A 16,444-nucleotide genomic window follows, 5' to 3' on the forward strand; every position below is an offset into this window, starting at 1 on the left:
GCCTTGTGTCAATTCAGTTCAATTCAATTGCGTGCCGGGTTCAAACCAGTCGCGGCGAGAGTTGAGCAGGTCCGTCACGGACATGGCCTTCTTGCCGGGCGGCTGCAGGGTCAGCAGGCGCAGCACACCCTTGCCGGTGGCGATGTCGATCCCCTGTTTGTCAGCCTTGAGCAGGGTACCGGCCGCCTGGCCGTGATCCTGTGCGACGACCTCGGCCTGCCATACCTTGACGGTCTGGCCGGCGACTTCAAACCAGCTGATGGGCCAGGGGTTGAAAGCGCGGATGCAGCGCTCGATGGCGATGGCTTCCATCGACCAGTCGATGCGGGCCTCCTCCTTGGAGAGCTTCTCGGCGTAGTTGGCGAGCGCATCGTCCTGCGCTTCGGCGGCGGTGTTGCCGGCAGCCATGGCATTGACGGTGTCGACCAACGCCTGCGGGCCCAGTCCGGCCAGCTTGTCGTACAGGCTGGCGGAGGTTTCGTCGGCGACGATGGGGCAGCTCACCTTGCGGATCATGGCACCGGTATCCAGCCCCACATCCATCTGCATGATGGTGACACCGGTTTCGGCATCGCCCGCCCAGATGGAGCGCTGGATCGGCGCGGCACCGCGCCAGCGCGGCAGCAGGGAGCCGTGCACGTTGATACAGCCCAGACGCGGAGTGTCGAGCACGGCCTTGGGCAGGATCAGGCCGTAGGCGACCACTACCATCAGGTCGGCGCCAAGGGCGGCCAGTTCGGCCTGGGCCTCTTCCTTGCGCAGGGAGGCGGGTTGATAGACCGGCAGATCGTGGGCCAACGCCAGCTCCTTGACCGGGCTGGCGGTGAGCTTCTGGCCGCGGCCGGCAGGTTTGTCGGGCTGGGTATAAACGGCGACGACCTCGTGGTCGGAAGACAACAACGCCGCCAGGTGACGGGCGGCGAAGTCGGGAGTACCGGCAAAAATCAGTTTCAGCTTATTCAATGGGGCAGATCCTCAGAGGACTTTACGATCTTCACGGGCCATCTTTTCCAGCTTCTGGCGAATGCGCTGGCGCTTGAGCGGGGACAGGTAATCCACAAACAGCTTGCCGACCAGATGGTCCATCTCATGCTGGATGCAGATGGCGAGCAGATCGTCTGCTTCCAGCTCGAATGCCTTGCCGTGGCGATCCAGGGCGCGCACCTTGACCCACTCGGCGCGGGGTACCAGGGCACGGCTGCCGGGCACGGAGAGGCACCCTTCCTCGATGCCGGTGCTGCCGGCCTGTTCGATGATCTCGGGGTTGATCAATACCAGAGGATCTTCACGGTTTTCAGAGACATCGATCACTATGATGCGCTGATGAATGTCGACCTGAGTGGCGGCGAGGCCGATGCCTTCCTCCGCGTACATGGTTTCGAACATATCATCTACAATGTGTTGTAACTCGGGTGTAAAGGTCTCGACAGGGGCTGCGACGGTACGCAGACGCTCATCGGGGAAACGCAATACATCTAGAATGGCCATAGTTTTTTCTTTAGTTTCGTATAAATGCAGTCAATATTGGCGTAATTCTAGTCATTTACGCCGACAAAAAACAGCAACACTTTGCGCGCAGAAGTAACAGGGAGTGTTATGTATCTGAAGCAAACCATCCTCGCCTGTCTGTTGGCCACCCTGAGCCAGGGCGTGCTGGCCGACCAGCTGAAACTGAAAGCGGGTTATCCCGAGACCTATGTGGTGCAAAAAGGCGATACCCTCTGGGATATTTCCGGCCAGTATCTGGCGGAGCCTTGGCTATGGCCAAGGCTCTGGAATATTAACCCGCAGATCGCCAATCCACACTGGATCTACCCAGGCGATGTGCTGCACCTGAGTTGGGTCAACGGCGAGCCGCGGCTTGGCAAGGCGATGCAGGGCGGCAAGCAGGTTGTTCACCTCTCTCCCAAGAGTCGTTACGAGAACAAGGCCAACCCCATTCCAACCCTGCCGCTCAGCGAGATCGGCCCTTTCCTGCAAACCGACCATATTCTGGCTGACAGCCAGCAGGCAAAGCAGCTGCCTTATGTGCTGGGCAATGATGAGGCACACATCGGCATGCTGGAGGGGGATACCCTTTACGTACAGGGCTCGCTGATCCCGGGTCAGGACTATGGCATCTATCATCCGGGGACCATCTACAAAGACAAGAAGAGTGGCGAACAGCTGGGGCAAGAGGCGGTCTTCGTCGGCACGGCCAGAGCGGAAGCCCTGCTGCCGGACGGCCGCACCCGGGTAACCCTCAGCCACAACCAGCGCGAGGTGTATCAGGGCGACAAGCTGATGCCGTTCCCGCCGCAGGAGAGCCTCTCCGCCGTGTTCACTCCCAAGGCTGCCCCCGTCATCTCGCCCGGCTATATCGTCGATTTGCCGAGCAAGGCCCGCGGCGGTGGCAAGTTCGACGTCGTGCTCATCAACAAGGGCATACGTGATCAGGTGGCACCCGGTGATGTGCTGGAGATACTGCGGCCCGGCGCCCGGCTGGTGAGCAAGAATGGCAAGGTCGCCTATCGGGAGTACTCCTCCGTCTATGACAAGGCCTTCTATTCGGCCGGCAAGCCACCCCTGCCGTCGGAGGCCGTGGCTCGAGTCATGTTGTTCAAGGTGTACGACAAGCTGAGTTATGGCCTGATCCTGCAGAGTCAGGACATGGTCAGCACCGGTTATCAGGTCAGCAATTTCTGACGTGCCTCTTCCATCCGGGCGACTCGCGCTGTGGTTGACGCTGGATGCCGTCACTGGTATCGGTCCGGTCACCGCTGCTCGCCTGCTGGCCCATTTTGGCGGTGACATCGTCACCCTGTTCGACGCCGATGACGGCACCCTGCGAGCTCTTGGTCTGCAGAGCGCTCAAATCCAGCAGATGAGGTGGCCCCAGCCGGTTGTCGAGCAGGCGCTGAGCTGGGCCGCCGAGCCCGGCAATCACCTCCTGTGTCCGGATGACCCCGCCTATCCCACTTTGCTCAAAGAGATCCCCGCCGCCCCGCTGTTGCTCTACTGTCGTGGCAACCTGGCTACCCTGTCTGCTCCTCAGCTGGCGATGGTCGGCACGCGCCATCCCACCTATGCCGGCAAGGACAATGCTGTCCGCCTCTGCGCTGAGCTGGTCGCCTGTGGGCTGGCCATCACCTCCGGACTGGCTATTGGCATCGATGGAGTCTGTCATCAGCAGGCGTTGGCGACAGGGGGGACTACCCTGGCCGTGCTGGGCTCAGGGCTCGACTGCCTCTATCCGAAGCGCCATCAGGGGTTGGCCATGGAAATCCTGGCGCAAGGCGGCTTGCTTATCTCCGAGCTGGCCCCCGACAAGGGACCGCTGGCCGAGCACTTTCCACGGCGCAATCGCATCATCAGTGGCTTGTCGCTGGGTACCCTGGTGGTAGAGGCGGCCGAGCAGAGCGGTTCGCTCATCACGGCCCGTTATGCATTGGAACAGGGGCGAGAGGTCTTTGCCGTCCCTGGTGCCCCGCAAAATGTGCAGGCACTAGGTTGCAACAAATTAATCCAGCAGGGGGCCAAACTTGTATTGAGCGCGGCCGATATAGTGGAAGAGCTGCCCGGATTTGTCGGTCTGCTGCAGCAAGTGTCTGACTTGTCTGAGCATTCGAATAATAGCGAATTGCCTTATGCCGATTTGTTGGATAACGTAGATTATGAGACCACGAGCGTGGATACCGTTGCCGAACGGTCCCAGCTTCCTGTCGAAGTGGTATTGGGCAGGTTGGTAGAGCTGGAGCTGGCCGGTGCAGTGATGGCGGTAGCCGGTGGATACGTCAGAGCGAGGAGGGCGAATCATGTTTGATGTATTGATGTACCTTTTCGAGACCTACATCCACAGCGATGCAGATGTGATGGTCGAGCAGAATGAACTCACCGACGAACTGAGCCGGGCAGGTTTCGACAAAGACGAGATCGAGAAGGCGCTCAACTGGCTGGAGCGACTGGCCAACCTGCATGACAGCGAGCGGGAGGTCTACGTGGCCGCCAGCGCGCAAGGCTCTATGCGTATTTATGCTCCACAAGAACTGGCACGCCTCAGTACCGAGTGCCGTGGTTTCCTGCTGTTTCTGGAACAAGCCCAGGTACTCAATGCCGAAACCCGCGAAATCTGCATCGAGCGCCTGCTCGAGCTTGATAAACCGGATATCGAGCTGGACGATCTGAAGTGGGTCGTCATGATGGTGCTGTTCAACGTACCGGGCAGTGAAAATGCCTACCAGCAGATGGAAGAGCTGGTGTTTGACGAGTCAGACGGTGTCATCCACTGACAGCCCGGTGCCGCGCTGGTAGAATTCAGGTCATCTGGATTTCAAGGCGCGGCCCATGTCAAAAATCGATCATCACCTCTTTTCAGCCCACGAACATGCCTTCGAGCGCGAACCGTGCCCGCAGTGTGGGGCCGAGCTGGTGATCCGCCAGGGCAAGCATGGTCCCTTCCTCGGTTGTTCTGCCTATCCTGCCTGTGATTACATCCGCTCCCTGACCCCGTCCGGTCGTGACATCGAGAAGGTGCTTGAGGGCTCGGCCTGCCCGGACTGCGGCCAGCCGCTGGCGATCAAGAAGGGGCGTTATGGCCTGTTTGTCGGCTGCACCCAGTACCCGGCCTGCCAGCACATCGAATCCCTGCAGGAGAGCGACGATACCCAGATCCTCTGCCCGGAGTGTGGCAAGGGACACCTCATCAGCCGAACCTCTCGCTATGGCAAGCAGTTCTACTCTTGCGACGGTTACCCCCATTGCAAATATGTGGTGAATGACAAGCCGGTCCCCATGCCTTGCCCGCAATGTGGCTGGGGTATCATGGTCGAGAAAAAGGTGAGGGGAGCACTGCGCTGGATCTGTCCGCAAAAGAAATGCGGCCACCAGAGCGAGCAGGTATAATCCGGCCGCCACAAGCGAATTGAAACGTTTTCGGCTAACTTCAACCCCCCACTTGGAGTAAGGAAATTCCCACCATGAATAAACCCTTTGTTGCCGTATTGATGGGCTCTGATTCTGATTTTCCGGTGATGCAGACCACCCTCGAGGTGCTCAAGTCATTCGATATCGCGGTAGAAGTGAAAGTGACCTCCGCACACCGTACCCCGGCTGCGACTCATCAGTACGTGACCGACGCCGAAACCCGTGGCTGCAAGGTCTTTATCTGTGCCGCCGGTCTCGCCGCTCACCTGGCAGGTGCCGTGGCGGGTATCACGACTCGTCCTGTGATCGGTGTGCCCATCGATGGCGGCCCGCTCAAGGGGCTGGATGCGCTGCTTTCCACCGTGCAGATGCCGGGCGGGGTGCCGGTGGCGACCGTGGCGATCGGCAAGGCCGGTGCCAAGAATGCAGGCTATCTGGCAGCGCAGATGCTGGCAGTGGCGGATGATGAACTGGCGGCCAAGGTGCAGGCCGAACGCCAGAAAAATGCCGACGAGGTACTGGCCAAGGACGCCGCCTTGCAGGCCCTGCTCAAGTAAGCTCCGAGACGGCAACCCCCCCCCCCCCGTTCGCCACCGGCCTCTCGCTGGTCGATGAAGGGAGGGGCGACAGGGTCGCCGTTTCGTAGGCTCAATGTTAATCAATGATGAGGCGACAGCCCGGCTGTCGCATTTTTTATGCCCAATGAATTTGAACTTGCAGTTGCCGCCCTCCAGCGCGATGGGGTGATTGCCTATGCGACCGAGGCGGTATTTGGCCTGGGTTGTGATCCTGACTCCGAGTCGGCGGTACACCGTCTGCTGGCGATCAAGCAACGCCCGGTGGAGAAGGGACTGATCCTGATCGCCGCCGATCTGGCTCAGTTGCAGGATTACATCGATCTGGACCAGCTCACCAGCGAGCAGCTGGCCTGGGTGGAAGCGAGCTGGCCTGGTCCCTTCACCTGGATCATGCCGGCGCGCAGCAATACCCCGGCCTGGCTGACCGGTCAGTTCACTACCCTGGCGGTGCGTGTGACGGCCCATCCGCAGGTACAAGGGCTGTGTCGTGCCTTTGGCAAGCCACTGGTCTCTACCAGCGCCAACCTGACCGGTGAAGAGCCTGCCCGCAGGGTGGCGGATATCGGCGAATTGCTGGCGAGTCAGCTGGCCTATATCCTGCCCGGCGAAGTGGGGGGGCAGGCCAATCCGTCCGAGATCAAGGATGCCAGAACCGGCGCCATCATCCGCCCCTCTTGAACCGCTCGGAGAGCAGCAATGCGGATCGGCTTAGCCCATCCGGCGACATCACAATAATAGGGTCAGGCGACGATCCTGGCTGACTGGAGACAAGATGAGCAAACCGGATGTGGCCCAGGTCAAGGCCTTCCTGCTGCAGTTGCAGGACGAGATCTGCCGTGGTCTGGAACTGGCCGATGGCGTCGGACACTTTGTGGAAGATGCCTGGCGTCGTGAAGGAGGTGGCGGTGGCCGCACTCGCGTGCTGCGTCACGGTGCGGTGATCGAGCAGGGAGGGGTCAACTTCTCCCACGTTCATGGCGATGCCATGCCGGCCTCGGCAACGGCCCATCGGCCGGAACTGGCGGGCCGCCGGTTTGAGGCCATGGGGGTGTCGCTGGTGATCCACCCACACAATCCGTATGTGCCGACCAGCCACGCCAATGTGCGCTTCTTCATCGCCGAGAAAGAGGGGGAGGAGCCGATCTGGTGGTTTGGTGGCGGCTTCGATCTCACCCCGTTTTATCCGTTCGAAGAGGACGTGCGGCATTGGCATCAGGTCTCCCGCGATCTTTGTCAGCCGTTCGGCACCGATATTTATCCCGAGTTCAAATCCTGGTGTGATCGCTACTTCTTCCTCAAGCACCGGGACGAGACACGTGGCGTTGGCGGCCTCTTCTTCGATGATCTTAATCGCTGGCCGTTTGCCGACTGTTTCGCCTTTATGCAGGCGGTTGGCAAGGGCTATCTCGATGCCTATCTACCGATTGTCGAGCGCCGCAAGGCGCTGGCTTATGGCGAACGGGAGCGGGAATTCCAGCTCTATCGTCGTGGCCGCTATGTGGAGTTCAATCTGGTGTATGACCGTGGCACCCTGTTCGGTTTGCAGACTGGCGGGCGCACCGAGTCGATCCTGATGTCGATGCCGCCGCTGGCGCGCTGGGAATATGACTGGCAGCCGTCAGCGGGCAGCCCGGAAGCATTGCTCTACAGTGACTACCTAAAACCGCGCGAGTGGTTGTGACCAGAGGAGAGGGGCCATGATGGCCCCTTCTTATTGGCCGATATTCGGCTTGTTCCTGAGTGCGAAAACCCGTTAAATCGGGAGATTGCCCTCTGAAGGAACTCTTTGATGGATCGTTATCTGGTTTTTGGCCACCCGGTGCGCCACAGCAAATCTCCCTTTATTCATACCCTGTTTGCCAGGCAAACCCAGCAGGAGCTGGAATATGGTCTGGCCGAGCCGGCCGTCGAAGAGTTCGCCACCAGTCTGAGAGACTTCTTTGCCCAAGGTGGCAAGGGATGCAATGTCACCGTCCCCTTCAAGGAGCAGGCATTCGCCCTGGTCGATCGACTGAGTCCTCGTGCCCGGCGGGCGGGGGCCGTCAACACCATCAAGCTGACCGATGATGGCGTACTGCTGGGTGACAACACAGATGGTGCCGGGTTGGTGGCCGATCTCAAGGCGCATGGTGTGGCACTTGCTGGCAGCAGGATTCTGCTGCTGGGGGCGGGTGGCGCGGCGCGCGGTGCGCTGGCACCGCTGCTGGCCGAGCAACCCGAGGCATTGGTTATCGCCAACCGTACTCACGCCAGGGCAGAACAGCTGGCTGCCGAGTTTCGTGATCTGGGGGCGGTAAGTGCCCAGACCTATGAGCAGCTGGGCGGCCATTTCGATCTGATCATCAACTCCACCTCCGCCAGCCTGCAGGGAGAGTTGCCGCCGCTCCCTCCGGTGCTGATCCACGCCGATATCGCCATCTACGACATGATGTATGGCGCGACCGATACCCCCTTTATCGCCTGGGCCAAAGGGCAAGGGGCTCGCCAGACCGTAGATGGCCTCGGTATGCTGGTGGAACAGGCGGCAGAAGCCTTTACCGTGTGGCGCGGAATCCGGCCAGGGACTAAACAGGTATTGAGAGAACTGAAACGAAATCTGGGGACCTTATGAATCAAGGCATCTTGTTTCCCGAGCTGGCCGACTGGCAAGCGCATGAACAGCGGATCCACTTCCCTGCCCAGCAGATGGGGGCGCTGGTGGATTGCTACATCAGTCGCAGGCGTTTAGAGAAAATGACCGGGCTCTCCCTCGCCAGAGAGGAAGACATCCTGCGAGCTTTCGAAAGCGTGCGTTTTGACATCGAAGAGATTGCTGAAAAACTCATTGAGGAACAAGAGTTTGCAGAGGATGGCGCCATCTATCTCTGATTTTTTCAAGTTTTTTCTCAAAGCAGCGGAACTTGCGCCAAGTTGTGCTGACTAACTAGATAGTTGAGGAAGTGCTAGCTAGTCACCTTTATAACTCCCCGGTATTCGTACTGGGGATTTTTTTATCTATATGAAAAATAACATAATTTATGTAATTCATTTTTCGTGAAACTTAATTACATAAATTACTTTCACTTTCTGCTGCTTTGCTATACAGTTAGCAACGTAGGGTACAGAGGTAAGATGTTCTATCTTTCAGACCTTTTATTTCACGTAATTGAATGTGGCTGAATAGCGGCCCCGGTGAGTCATCATCGGGGTGTTTTTTTATGGGTTGCGTTTAGAGTAAATGCTTTAATGTTGGCGAATGTTTGTTAGAATGAAGGGGCTTCTTGAGGAAAACCAGTCGTCTTTGTTCTCAAGATTTAGCTTCTTCCCAATTTTTGAACTGATTGTTTAAGGCCGGTACTGCGCTTGCAGAACCGGCCTCATTTTTATCCTTTCCATTGACTGCTTTGTAATAAAATTTCACTTTGGTACTTATTTGGTGATGGAACGCCTCCGCCGGCGTCTATTTTTGAAAACGTTGCCAATGGGATGAAAAGTTAATTGTTATATAGAATTAACTGTTTATCCCATTGATAAAAATAGTGTTTCAAGAGCTCATCGTAGGGAGTGGGCGATGTCACTGGCGAGAGGGGGTTATGGCAAGCAGACTGAAAGCCTTTCAATCAGCGGAGGAGCTGCTCCGCCAATTGCAGGGTTTGGTTGTGGTGTATACAGGACGTAGCTTACTCCTCGAGCGGTGCTTGCTCATCGTCAGCCATTTCATCGGCGCCTGCGAGATACCAGCCAGTCAGCGTCTGTGCCAGTTTTTCGACCCCGATCTGGGTCAGGGAAGAGAAGGCTTCCACCTGGATCTGCGGACCCAGCTCGGCTACGGCCTGGCGTACCTTGATGACCTGATTGTTGCGCGGACCTGGGCTCAGCTTGTCGGCCTTGGTCAGCAGCAGCATGACCGGCAGTTTGCGGTGAGAGCTCCACTCCAGCATATTCATATCGGTATCTTTGAGCGGATGGCGGATGTCCATCAGGATCACCAGACCTTTCAATGACTCACGACGCTGCAGATATTCCGCCAGCGACTTTTGCCACTTGAGCTTCATTTCCAGCGGAACCTGCGCATAACCGTAGCCCGGCAGGTCGACCAGACGCTTGCCCGGTTCCAGCTCAAACAGGTTGATCAGCTGGGTGCGTCCCGGCGTCTTACTGGTGCGAGCCAGGTTCTTGTGCTTGGTCAAGGTATTCAATGCAGATGACTTACCGGCATTGGAACGGCCGGCAAACGCAATCTCGACACCCCCATCATTTGGCAGGTGACGGATGTCGGGTGCGCTGGTCACAAAATGCACCTTATTGAAATTCAGAGTTTGTGTATCCAACGTAAATTCCCCATAGAGATAGAGGGTTATAGAGTTACTTTTTTGTGAAATCGTGTAAAATGGCGTCGCTTAAACGCGTTTATTTTAACATGCCTTCAGCGGCATGGGATCTGGAAGCCTAATAACGAGAAGTTGGAACGCCATGAAGAACCTAGTCATTACTCTTGCTCTGATGGTTGGCGTAACGGGGATGGCACAAGCCAAGGGCGATGCCGCTGCGGGACAAACCAAGGCTGTCGTTTGCGCGGCTTGTCATGGACCGGACGGCAACAGCCTAGTCGATATGTACCCCAAGATTGCTGGTCAGCACGCATCATATATCAAAAAGCAGTTAGTTGAACTGAAGGCTGCAGCTTCTGGTCAAACTGGCCGGGTTGCACCCATCATGGGGCCGATGGCGCTTCCTCTGTCTGAACAGGACATGGAAGACCTGGCAGCCTACTTCTCCAGTCAGAAGGTGACGCCGCTCGCGGTACCCGATGACGCCGTCGCTGCAGGCAAGGCGCTGTACATGGGAGGGGACATGAGCCGTGGTCTGGCTGCCTGCACTGCCTGCCATGGTCCGCGCGGTTCGGGCGTCGAGCAGGCCAAGTATCCGAGCCTGTCCGGCCAGCATCCTGCCTACATCAAGGCCCAGCTCACGGCTTTTAGGGCCGCAGCCCGTGATAACGACCCGAACAGCATGATGCGGGACGTTGCCAAGAAGCTGACCGATCAGGATATCGAAGTACTGTCCAAATATGTGGCAGGTCTGCACTGATCAAGCCGATGACATTATCTCATTGATATTGACGAGGAGCCGCCGGCTCCTCGTTTCTTTTTGGCCTTTAACACCATTTGGCCAATTTTTTCTCGCATTGTTGTAAGAGATCTCCCATTCCTCAGCCTGGCCAGGGCTTAAACATTTTTAGAAAAATGCTTAGTAATTCATTAATTTCAATATGTTAAATGACAATAAGTTGTTTATCTCCGTTTGAAAACGTTCCTGATGGATTGAGTCACTTTATTAAATTGATACAGTGGATGCATGGAATGGCCCACGCGGTGGTTCACGACCGGGATGTCGTGAAGACAGGATGTCGATGAGGCTGGATGCCAAGGGCCACGCGAGTGGCAGGCAATGGATTGAAAGACCAGGATGGTGACCGTTCAGGAAGAGCGGGGCTGCGGGAAGCAACCACCCCAGAAGATGACCGGACGTCGTCTGCATGGGTCAGGCAAGCACACGCACATTCAGGATCGACCAATTAAGGTCAGGATGACCATACACAAGATATGATGCGCAGAGGTATCGCCACGGACAGGGTGATTTGCAGCCAGGGATGGGACTCGCATAAACATATCAAGGCAGCTTCGGCTGCCTTTTTTCTTTTGGGTCATTAACCCGCTTGGTCATTCTGTGTCAAAATACCAGCAACATGCCCAGAGGATGCCGATCCTGCGGTATTCGAAGGCCATTTATGGCCGGATTGGTGCGGGATCCCGCTCTGTTTCTAATCCATCGTCCCCCGTGTCAGCATCCTCTTCCGGACCTTTTCGAACCGGAAACGGGTTTCAATCCAGTTATTTGTCGGAGTCATTCATTCATGTCGGCTAAACAACCCAATCGCAAACCTGCCGGTAAGCGCAAAGAATCAGATGCCAGTGCCCAGGAAGGCCGTGAGCGCAAACGCGCCGCCAAGCGCAAGGGCTTGAAGGCAGGATCCCGCCAGCAGGTCGAGCAGGCCGGCAAGAAGAGTGGCACCAAACAGGCCAAGGATCCGCGCATCGGGTCCCGCAAGCCGGTTGCCCTGATCGTGGAAGAGAAGAGCAGCAAGCCGGTCGCGCCCAAGCAGATCAAAGAGAAGAAGCTGGTGATGACACCGGAGCAGGAGCTGGCCTCCATCGAGAATGATGATCGTCTGAATGACCTGCTGGATCGGCTCGATGCCGGTGAGACCCTGGAAGCAACCGAGCAAGCCTGGGTCGATCAGCGGGTTGACCGTTATCAGGAGCTGATGGACGAGCTTGGCATCATCGACACCGATGATGACGAAGACGAGGCTGATTTTGATGAGGCCGACTTTGACGAGCCGGGCCAGCCAGCCTCCGAAGAGGAGCTGTGGGATCGTTTCACCCAGGTCGACTATCAGCCAGAGCCCAAGCCTGAGCCGAAGAAAAAGTGATGAGTGGATGGATGCTGGCCGCCTTGTTGGGCGGCCTGATTTTGTTGGGGCTGGCTTGGTATGCCGGTACCTTGCTGGCACGTCTCAAGCGCCAGCACGACAGCCAGCAGCAGGCTATCGCGGCCCGCAATGAGCGGATCCTCGAGAGTGTCAGGGTGATTGCCCATGCGGTACGGGATGGTCAGTGTGACTACTCCGAGGGCGCCATCCGGCTGACCAATCTGCTGGATGCGTTGCAGATCAAGGGTGGTCGCGCCTTTGCCGGCGAATTTCCGGGTTTGTACGGTCTCTACGAGAAGGTGAAGGAGATGCCGACTCATGAGGCGAGACGGGCCCTCAAACGCAATGAAGTCATGAAGATGGATCTCGAACGCAGTGGCTATGAGGCCGAGCTGGAGGCGCAGATCCTCGAGGATGTGGCCAGACTGAAGGATTTTCAGTTAAGCCGGTGAGCCGATAACAAAAAAGAGGAAGCAAGCGTGCAAGCAGAACAGATTGTGTGGGATCAGGCCCTGATCGAGAAATATAACTACAGCGGTCCGCGTTACACCTCCTATCCCACCGCGCTGGAGTTCAACGAGGGTTTCGGTTATCCGGACTTCGTCCAGGCCGCGAGCCAGTATCCGGCGCGCAACCTGTCGCTCTACGTGCATATCCCCTTCTGTCACAAGCTCTGCTACTACTGCGGCTGCAACAAGGTGATCACCCGTCACCGCCACAAGGCCGATCAGTACCTCGATTTTCTCGAGCAGGAGATCAAGGCGCAGGCCCCGCTGTTCAAGCAGCGGTTGGTGACCCAGCTGCACTGGGGCGGCGGCACGCCCACCTATCTGGATGAACCCCAGACTCGCCGACTGATGGCCATGTTGCGGGAGCATTTCCACTTCGCCGAAGAGGGCGAAATCAGCATTGAAGTGGATCCGCGCGAGATCGAGCTCTCCATGCTGGACGTGCTGCGGGAGATCGGCTTCAACCGTATCAGCCTCGGCGTGCAGGACTTCAACAAGGAGGTCCAGGTCGCGGTCAACCGCGAGCAGGACAACGACTTCATCCGCGCCATGCTGGAACGGGCTCGTGAACTGGGCTTTCGTTCCACCAACCTGGATCTCATCTACGGCTTGCCGCACCAGAACCGGGAGAGCTTCCATCACACCCTGGAAGAGGTGCTCAAGACCGACCCGGCCCGTCTCTCCATCTTCAACTATGCCCACCTGCCCAGCCGTTTTGCCGCTCAGCATAAGCTGAAAGAGGCGGACATGCCGGCGCCGCAGGAAAAACTGGCCATGCTGCAGGACACCATCGCCTTCCTGACCGGCCGTGGTTATCAGTTCATCGGCATGGATCACTTCGCCAAGCCGGACGACGAGCTGGCGGTTGCCCAGCGTGAGGGCAAGCTGCACCGCAACTTCCAGGGCTATACCACCCAGGGGGATTGTGATCTGCTGGGGCTGGGGGTCTCCTCCATCAGCATGATCGGCGATGCCTATTCCCAGAACCAGAAAGAGCTCAAGGCCTACTATGGCCAGGTGGAAACGCTGGGGCATGCCCAGTGGAAGGGGTGCTCTCTCAATCAGGACGACCTGATCCGCCGCGAGGTGATCAAGCGCCTCATCTGCGATTTTCGCCTGAACTTTGCCGCCGTCGAGCAGGCCCATGGCCTGGCGTTCAGGGAGTACTTCGCGGAGGATCTCAAGCTGCTGCAGACCTTCATCGATGATGGCCTGGTGCGCATGACCGAAGAGGGGCTGGAGGTGGTCTCCACCGGTCAGCTGTTGATCCGCAACATCTGCATGTGCTTCGATGTCTACCTGCGCAACAAGGCGCGCCAGCAGCAGTTCTCCCGGGTGATCTAAGCCGGTCGATGTCGTTGGGAAATAAAAAAACCGCCTCTCGGCGGTTTTTTTATTGGGCTTGCCCCTGCTCAGCGCTGGGCGGCGCGGGCGCTCAACTCGGCCTTCTCGGTATCGCTCAGGAAGGCCAGGGTCAGGCCGTTCTGCTGGGCGGTGCGGATCTCGCTCACCGTCATGCCGGCAGCCGGGGCCGCCACCTCGTATTCGTGGGGCAGGTCGATGCCTTCCACCGCCGGGTCGTCGGTGTTGAGGCAAGCCAGCACGCCGGCGGCCAGGAACTGGCGGATCGGGTGTTCGGTCAGGCTCGCCACCGTGGTGGTCTGAACGTTGGAGGTGAGGCAGGACTCGATGCCGATGCGGTGCTCGGCCAGATAGGCCATCAGAGCCGGATCCTGAATGGCTTTGACGCCGTGACCGATACGCTCGGCCCCCAGCTCGCGAATGGCCTGCCACATGCTTTCGGGACCGGCGGCTTCACCGGCGTGCACGGTGACGCGCATGCCCGCATCACGTACCCGGCGGAAGTGGTCGGTGAACAGCTCGCCCGGGAAGCCCAGCTCGTCGCCGGCCAGATCGATGGCAACCAACCGATCACGATGGGCCAGGCATCCATCCAGTTCTTGCTTGCACTGCTCGGTGCCGAAGGTGCGGCTCATGATGCCGATCAGGTTGGTCTTGATGCCGAAGTCGCGGCTGCCGGCCGCTACGCCATCGATGATGGCTTCGACCACGCCCTGCGGGTGCAGCTTGTGGGCCATCGCCATGTAGGCCGGGCTGAAACGCAGCTCGGCATAGTCGATGCCGGCGCGCAGCAAGTCTTCCACGTTTTCGTAGGCGACCCGGCGGCAGGCGTCGTAGTCGGCCAGCACGGCCACGCCCCAGTCCAGTTTCTTGAGGAAGGCGACCAGGCTCGGTTCATTCTCGACGATCTGCACATGGGGGCGCAGCGCCTCCAGCTCGAAGGCGGGCAGTTGGATATTGTGCTGACGGCCCAGCTCGAGGATGGTCTGCGGGCGGATGTTGCCGTCCAGATGGCGGTGCAGGTCGGTCAGGGGAAGAGATCTGTCAATCATGATGGCGCCTTCTTCGAGTCGGGTGTGAAAGCCTGCCATTCTAGGCAGGGATCTCAAAAAAGATACCCCGTTTGAAATCAAACGGGGCCTTATTGGTCAGTGATTTGCCAAGGCGTGATGGGAATCGTTTTTCCCAAGGACTCAGGAGAGGTCGAGTTCCTTCAGCTTGCGGGTGAGGGTGTTGCGCCCCCAACCGAGCAGCCTGGCCGCCTCCTGCTTGTGACCATGGGTATGGTCCAGCGCGGTTTCCAGCATGATCCGCTCGAACTGGGGCAGGGCATCGGCCAGGATATCGGTCTCCCCCAGCGCCAGCTTGGCGGCGACCCAATCCTGCAACTGCTGCTGCCAGCCGCCGGACAGGGCCGGCTGACCCGGTTCGGCGGTGCTGGTGATGGGGGTCAGCAGTTCGGTGGGCAGATCGCTCACCAGCACCTCCTGGCCCGAGGCCATCACGGTAAGCCAGCGGCAGACGTTCTCCAGCTGGCGCACGTTGCCCGGCCAGGGCAGGCGGCTGATGTAGGCCTGGGTATCCGGATGCAGGCTTTTGGCCTCCACGTTCAGCTCCTTGGCTGCCCGCAGCAGGAAGTGCTGGGCCAGCTGGGGAATGTCCTCGCGGCGCTCCTTGAGGGCGGGAATATGGATCCGGATGACATTCAGGCGGTGGAACAGGTCTTCCCGAAATTCACCGTCGGCCACCCGCTTCTCCAGATTCTGGTGGGTGGCGGCGATGATCCGCACATCCACCTGCACCGGCTGATGGCCGCCAACCCGGTAGAACTGGCCGTCGGCCAGTACCCGCAGCAGCCGGGTCTGCACATCCAGCGGCATGTCGCCGATCTCGTCGAGAAACAGGGTGCCGCCGTCGGCCTGTTCGAAGCGGCCGTGGCGAATGTTGTTGGCGCCGGTGAAGGCTCCCTTCTCATGGCCGAACAGTTCCGATTCGATGAGATCTTTCGGGATGGCGGCCATGTTGAGGGCGATGAAGTTCTTGTGGGCGCGCGGGCTGTGCTTGTGCAGGGCGTGGGCGACCAGCTCCTTGCCGGTGCCGCTCTGGCCGTTGATCAGCACCGAGATGCTGGAGCGCGACAGCCGGCCGATGGCGCGGAACACCTCCTGCATGGCCGGTGCCTCGCCGATGATCTCCGGGCTGCTGGCCGGATCCTGCTGGCGTGCCTTGCGCTTGGTACGCTGCTCCTTGAGGTGATTCTCGGCGCGGCGCACCAGGGTGACCGCCTCGTCGATGTCGAACGGCTTGGGCAGGTATTCGAAGGCACCGCGCTGGTAGGCATTGACCGCGCTGTCGAGATCCGAGTGGGCGGTCATGATGATGATGGGCAGGTCGGCCTGGCGGCGATGGATCTGCTCAAGCAGGCTGAGGCCGTCGATGCCGGGCATGCGGATGTCGGAGAGGATCACGTCCGGCGAGCGCATCTCCAGCGAGCTCAGCAGCGCCTCGCCATCGGCGAAGCTCTCGCACTCGAAACCTTCACTGCCGAGGGTGCGCTCCAGCACCCAGCGGATAGAACTGTCGTCATCGACGATCCACACTTTTGCTGTCATGACGTT

General features: G+C 58.8%; 18 protein-coding genes. 13 read left to right on the forward strand and 5 right to left on the reverse strand.

The window, feature by feature from the left end:
• Nucleotides 1–18: 18 nt before the first annotated feature.
• Both fmt and def read right to left on the reverse strand, forming a co-directional pair.
• Nucleotides 19–963: a methionyl-tRNA formyltransferase gene (gene fmt / locus PG881_RS15975; protein WP_270801295.1), complete on the reverse strand. Its 945-nt coding sequence runs from the start codon at nt 961–963 to the stop codon at nt 19–21.
• 12 nt (nt 964–975) lie between these two features.
• Complete coding sequence (def, locus tag PG881_RS15980; RefSeq protein WP_011704266.1) at nt 976–1,488, reverse strand: peptide deformylase; 513 nt, start codon at nt 1,486–1,488, stop codon at nt 976–978.
• 108 nt (nt 1,489–1,596) lie between these two features.
• Between def and PG881_RS15985 the strand changes: the two genes are divergently transcribed.
• From PG881_RS15985 to PG881_RS16025, 9 genes are all read left to right on the forward strand, one after another.
• The gene (locus PG881_RS15985) at nt 1,597–2,685 is read left to right on the forward strand and encodes a LysM peptidoglycan-binding domain-containing protein (protein ID WP_039214794.1); all 1,089 of its coding nucleotides are present in this window, start codon (nt 1,597–1,599) and stop codon (nt 2,683–2,685) included.
• Nucleotide 2,686: 1 nt separating this feature from the next.
• Nucleotides 2,687–3,802 carry a DNA-processing protein DprA gene (dprA, locus tag PG881_RS15990; protein WP_270801301.1) on the forward strand — a complete coding sequence of 372 codons (1,116 nt, stop codon included), beginning with the start codon at nt 2,687–2,689 and terminating at the stop codon, nt 3,800–3,802.
• Nucleotides 3,795–4,268, forward strand: coding sequence for a DUF494 family protein (locus PG881_RS15995; RefSeq protein ID WP_011704269.1), 474 nt, complete (start codon nt 3,795–3,797; stop codon nt 4,266–4,268). The genes dprA and PG881_RS15995 overlap by 8 nt, the downstream gene beginning before the upstream one ends.
• A 55-nt stretch (nt 4,269–4,323) precedes the next feature.
• Nucleotides 4,324–4,881, forward strand: a complete 558-nt coding sequence (locus PG881_RS16000; RefSeq protein WP_017410581.1) for a DNA topoisomerase family protein — start codon at nt 4,324–4,326, stop codon at nt 4,879–4,881.
• Nucleotides 4,882–4,955: 74 nt separating this feature from the next.
• A complete protein-coding gene (purE, locus tag PG881_RS16005) occupies nt 4,956–5,459 on the forward strand; it encodes a 5-(carboxyamino)imidazole ribonucleotide mutase (RefSeq protein WP_016349078.1) in 504 nt (167 codons plus the stop codon).
• Nucleotides 5,460–5,597: 138 nt separating this feature from the next.
• A complete protein-coding gene (locus tag PG881_RS16010) occupies nt 5,598–6,158 on the forward strand; it encodes a Sua5/YciO/YrdC/YwlC family protein (RefSeq protein ID WP_270801304.1) in 561 nt (186 codons plus the stop codon).
• A gap of 94 nt (nt 6,159–6,252) precedes the next feature.
• Nucleotides 6,253–7,161, forward strand: a complete 909-nt coding sequence (gene hemF, locus PG881_RS16015) for an oxygen-dependent coproporphyrinogen oxidase (RefSeq protein ID WP_270801306.1) — start codon at nt 6,253–6,255, stop codon at nt 7,159–7,161.
• Between the two features lie 108 nt (nt 7,162–7,269).
• Nucleotides 7,270–8,091 (forward strand): shikimate dehydrogenase, encoded by an 822-nt coding sequence (aroE, locus tag PG881_RS16020; RefSeq protein ID WP_139705519.1) that lies wholly within the window; start codon nt 7,270–7,272, stop codon nt 8,089–8,091.
• Nucleotides 8,088–8,348: a DUF1488 domain-containing protein gene (locus PG881_RS16025; protein ID WP_016349082.1), complete on the forward strand. Its 261-nt coding sequence runs from the start codon at nt 8,088–8,090 to the stop codon at nt 8,346–8,348. The genes aroE and PG881_RS16025 overlap by 4 nt, the downstream gene beginning before the upstream one ends.
• Before the next feature lie 791 nt (nt 8,349–9,139).
• On the opposite strand, the gene yihA is transcribed toward PG881_RS16025, so the two are convergent.
• Nucleotides 9,140–9,790: a ribosome biogenesis GTP-binding protein YihA/YsxC gene (yihA, locus tag PG881_RS16030; protein WP_029302461.1), complete on the reverse strand. Its 651-nt coding sequence runs from the start codon at nt 9,788–9,790 to the stop codon at nt 9,140–9,142.
• A 142-nt stretch (nt 9,791–9,932) separates the two neighbouring features.
• Between yihA and PG881_RS16035 the strand changes: the two genes are divergently transcribed.
• The 4 genes from PG881_RS16035 (at nt 9,933) to hemN (ending at nt 13,808) form a co-directional block, all read left to right on the forward strand.
• Nucleotides 9,933–10,550 (forward strand): c-type cytochrome, encoded by a 618-nt coding sequence (locus PG881_RS16035; RefSeq protein WP_270801314.1) that lies wholly within the window; start codon nt 9,933–9,935, stop codon nt 10,548–10,550.
• An 826-nt stretch (nt 10,551–11,376) separates the two neighbouring features.
• The gene (gene yihI, locus PG881_RS16040; protein WP_041217267.1) at nt 11,377–11,955 is read left to right on the forward strand and encodes a Der GTPase-activating protein YihI; all 579 of its coding nucleotides are present in this window, start codon (nt 11,377–11,379) and stop codon (nt 11,953–11,955) included.
• 11 nt (nt 11,956–11,966) lie between these two features.
• On the forward strand, nt 11,967–12,407 hold the full coding sequence (locus PG881_RS16045) for a DUF2489 domain-containing protein (RefSeq protein ID WP_016349087.1): 441 nt from the start codon (nt 11,967–11,969) through the stop codon (nt 12,405–12,407).
• 27 nt (nt 12,408–12,434) lie between these two features.
• On the forward strand, nt 12,435–13,808 hold the full coding sequence (hemN, locus tag PG881_RS16050) for an oxygen-independent coproporphyrinogen III oxidase (protein ID WP_043163388.1): 1,374 nt from the start codon (nt 12,435–12,437) through the stop codon (nt 13,806–13,808).
• Nucleotides 13,809–13,876: 68 nt separating this feature from the next.
• Here the strand turns inward: hemN and add are convergent, their stop codons facing one another.
• Together add and glnG are read right to left on the reverse strand one after the other, a co-directional pair.
• On the reverse strand, nt 13,877–14,878 hold the full coding sequence (gene add, locus PG881_RS16055) for an adenosine deaminase (protein WP_270801317.1): 1,002 nt from the start codon (nt 14,876–14,878) through the stop codon (nt 13,877–13,879).
• 141 nt (nt 14,879–15,019) lie between these two features.
• Nucleotides 15,020–16,438, reverse strand: a complete 1,419-nt coding sequence (gene glnG / locus PG881_RS16060) for a nitrogen regulation protein NR(I) (protein WP_010635441.1) — start codon at nt 16,436–16,438, stop codon at nt 15,020–15,022.
• Nucleotides 16,439–16,444 lie beyond the last annotated feature (6 nt).

Source organism: Aeromonas sp. QDB54, from assembly GCF_027707385.1.
Lineage (GTDB): Bacteria > Pseudomonadota > Gammaproteobacteria > Enterobacterales > Aeromonadaceae > Aeromonas > Aeromonas hydrophila.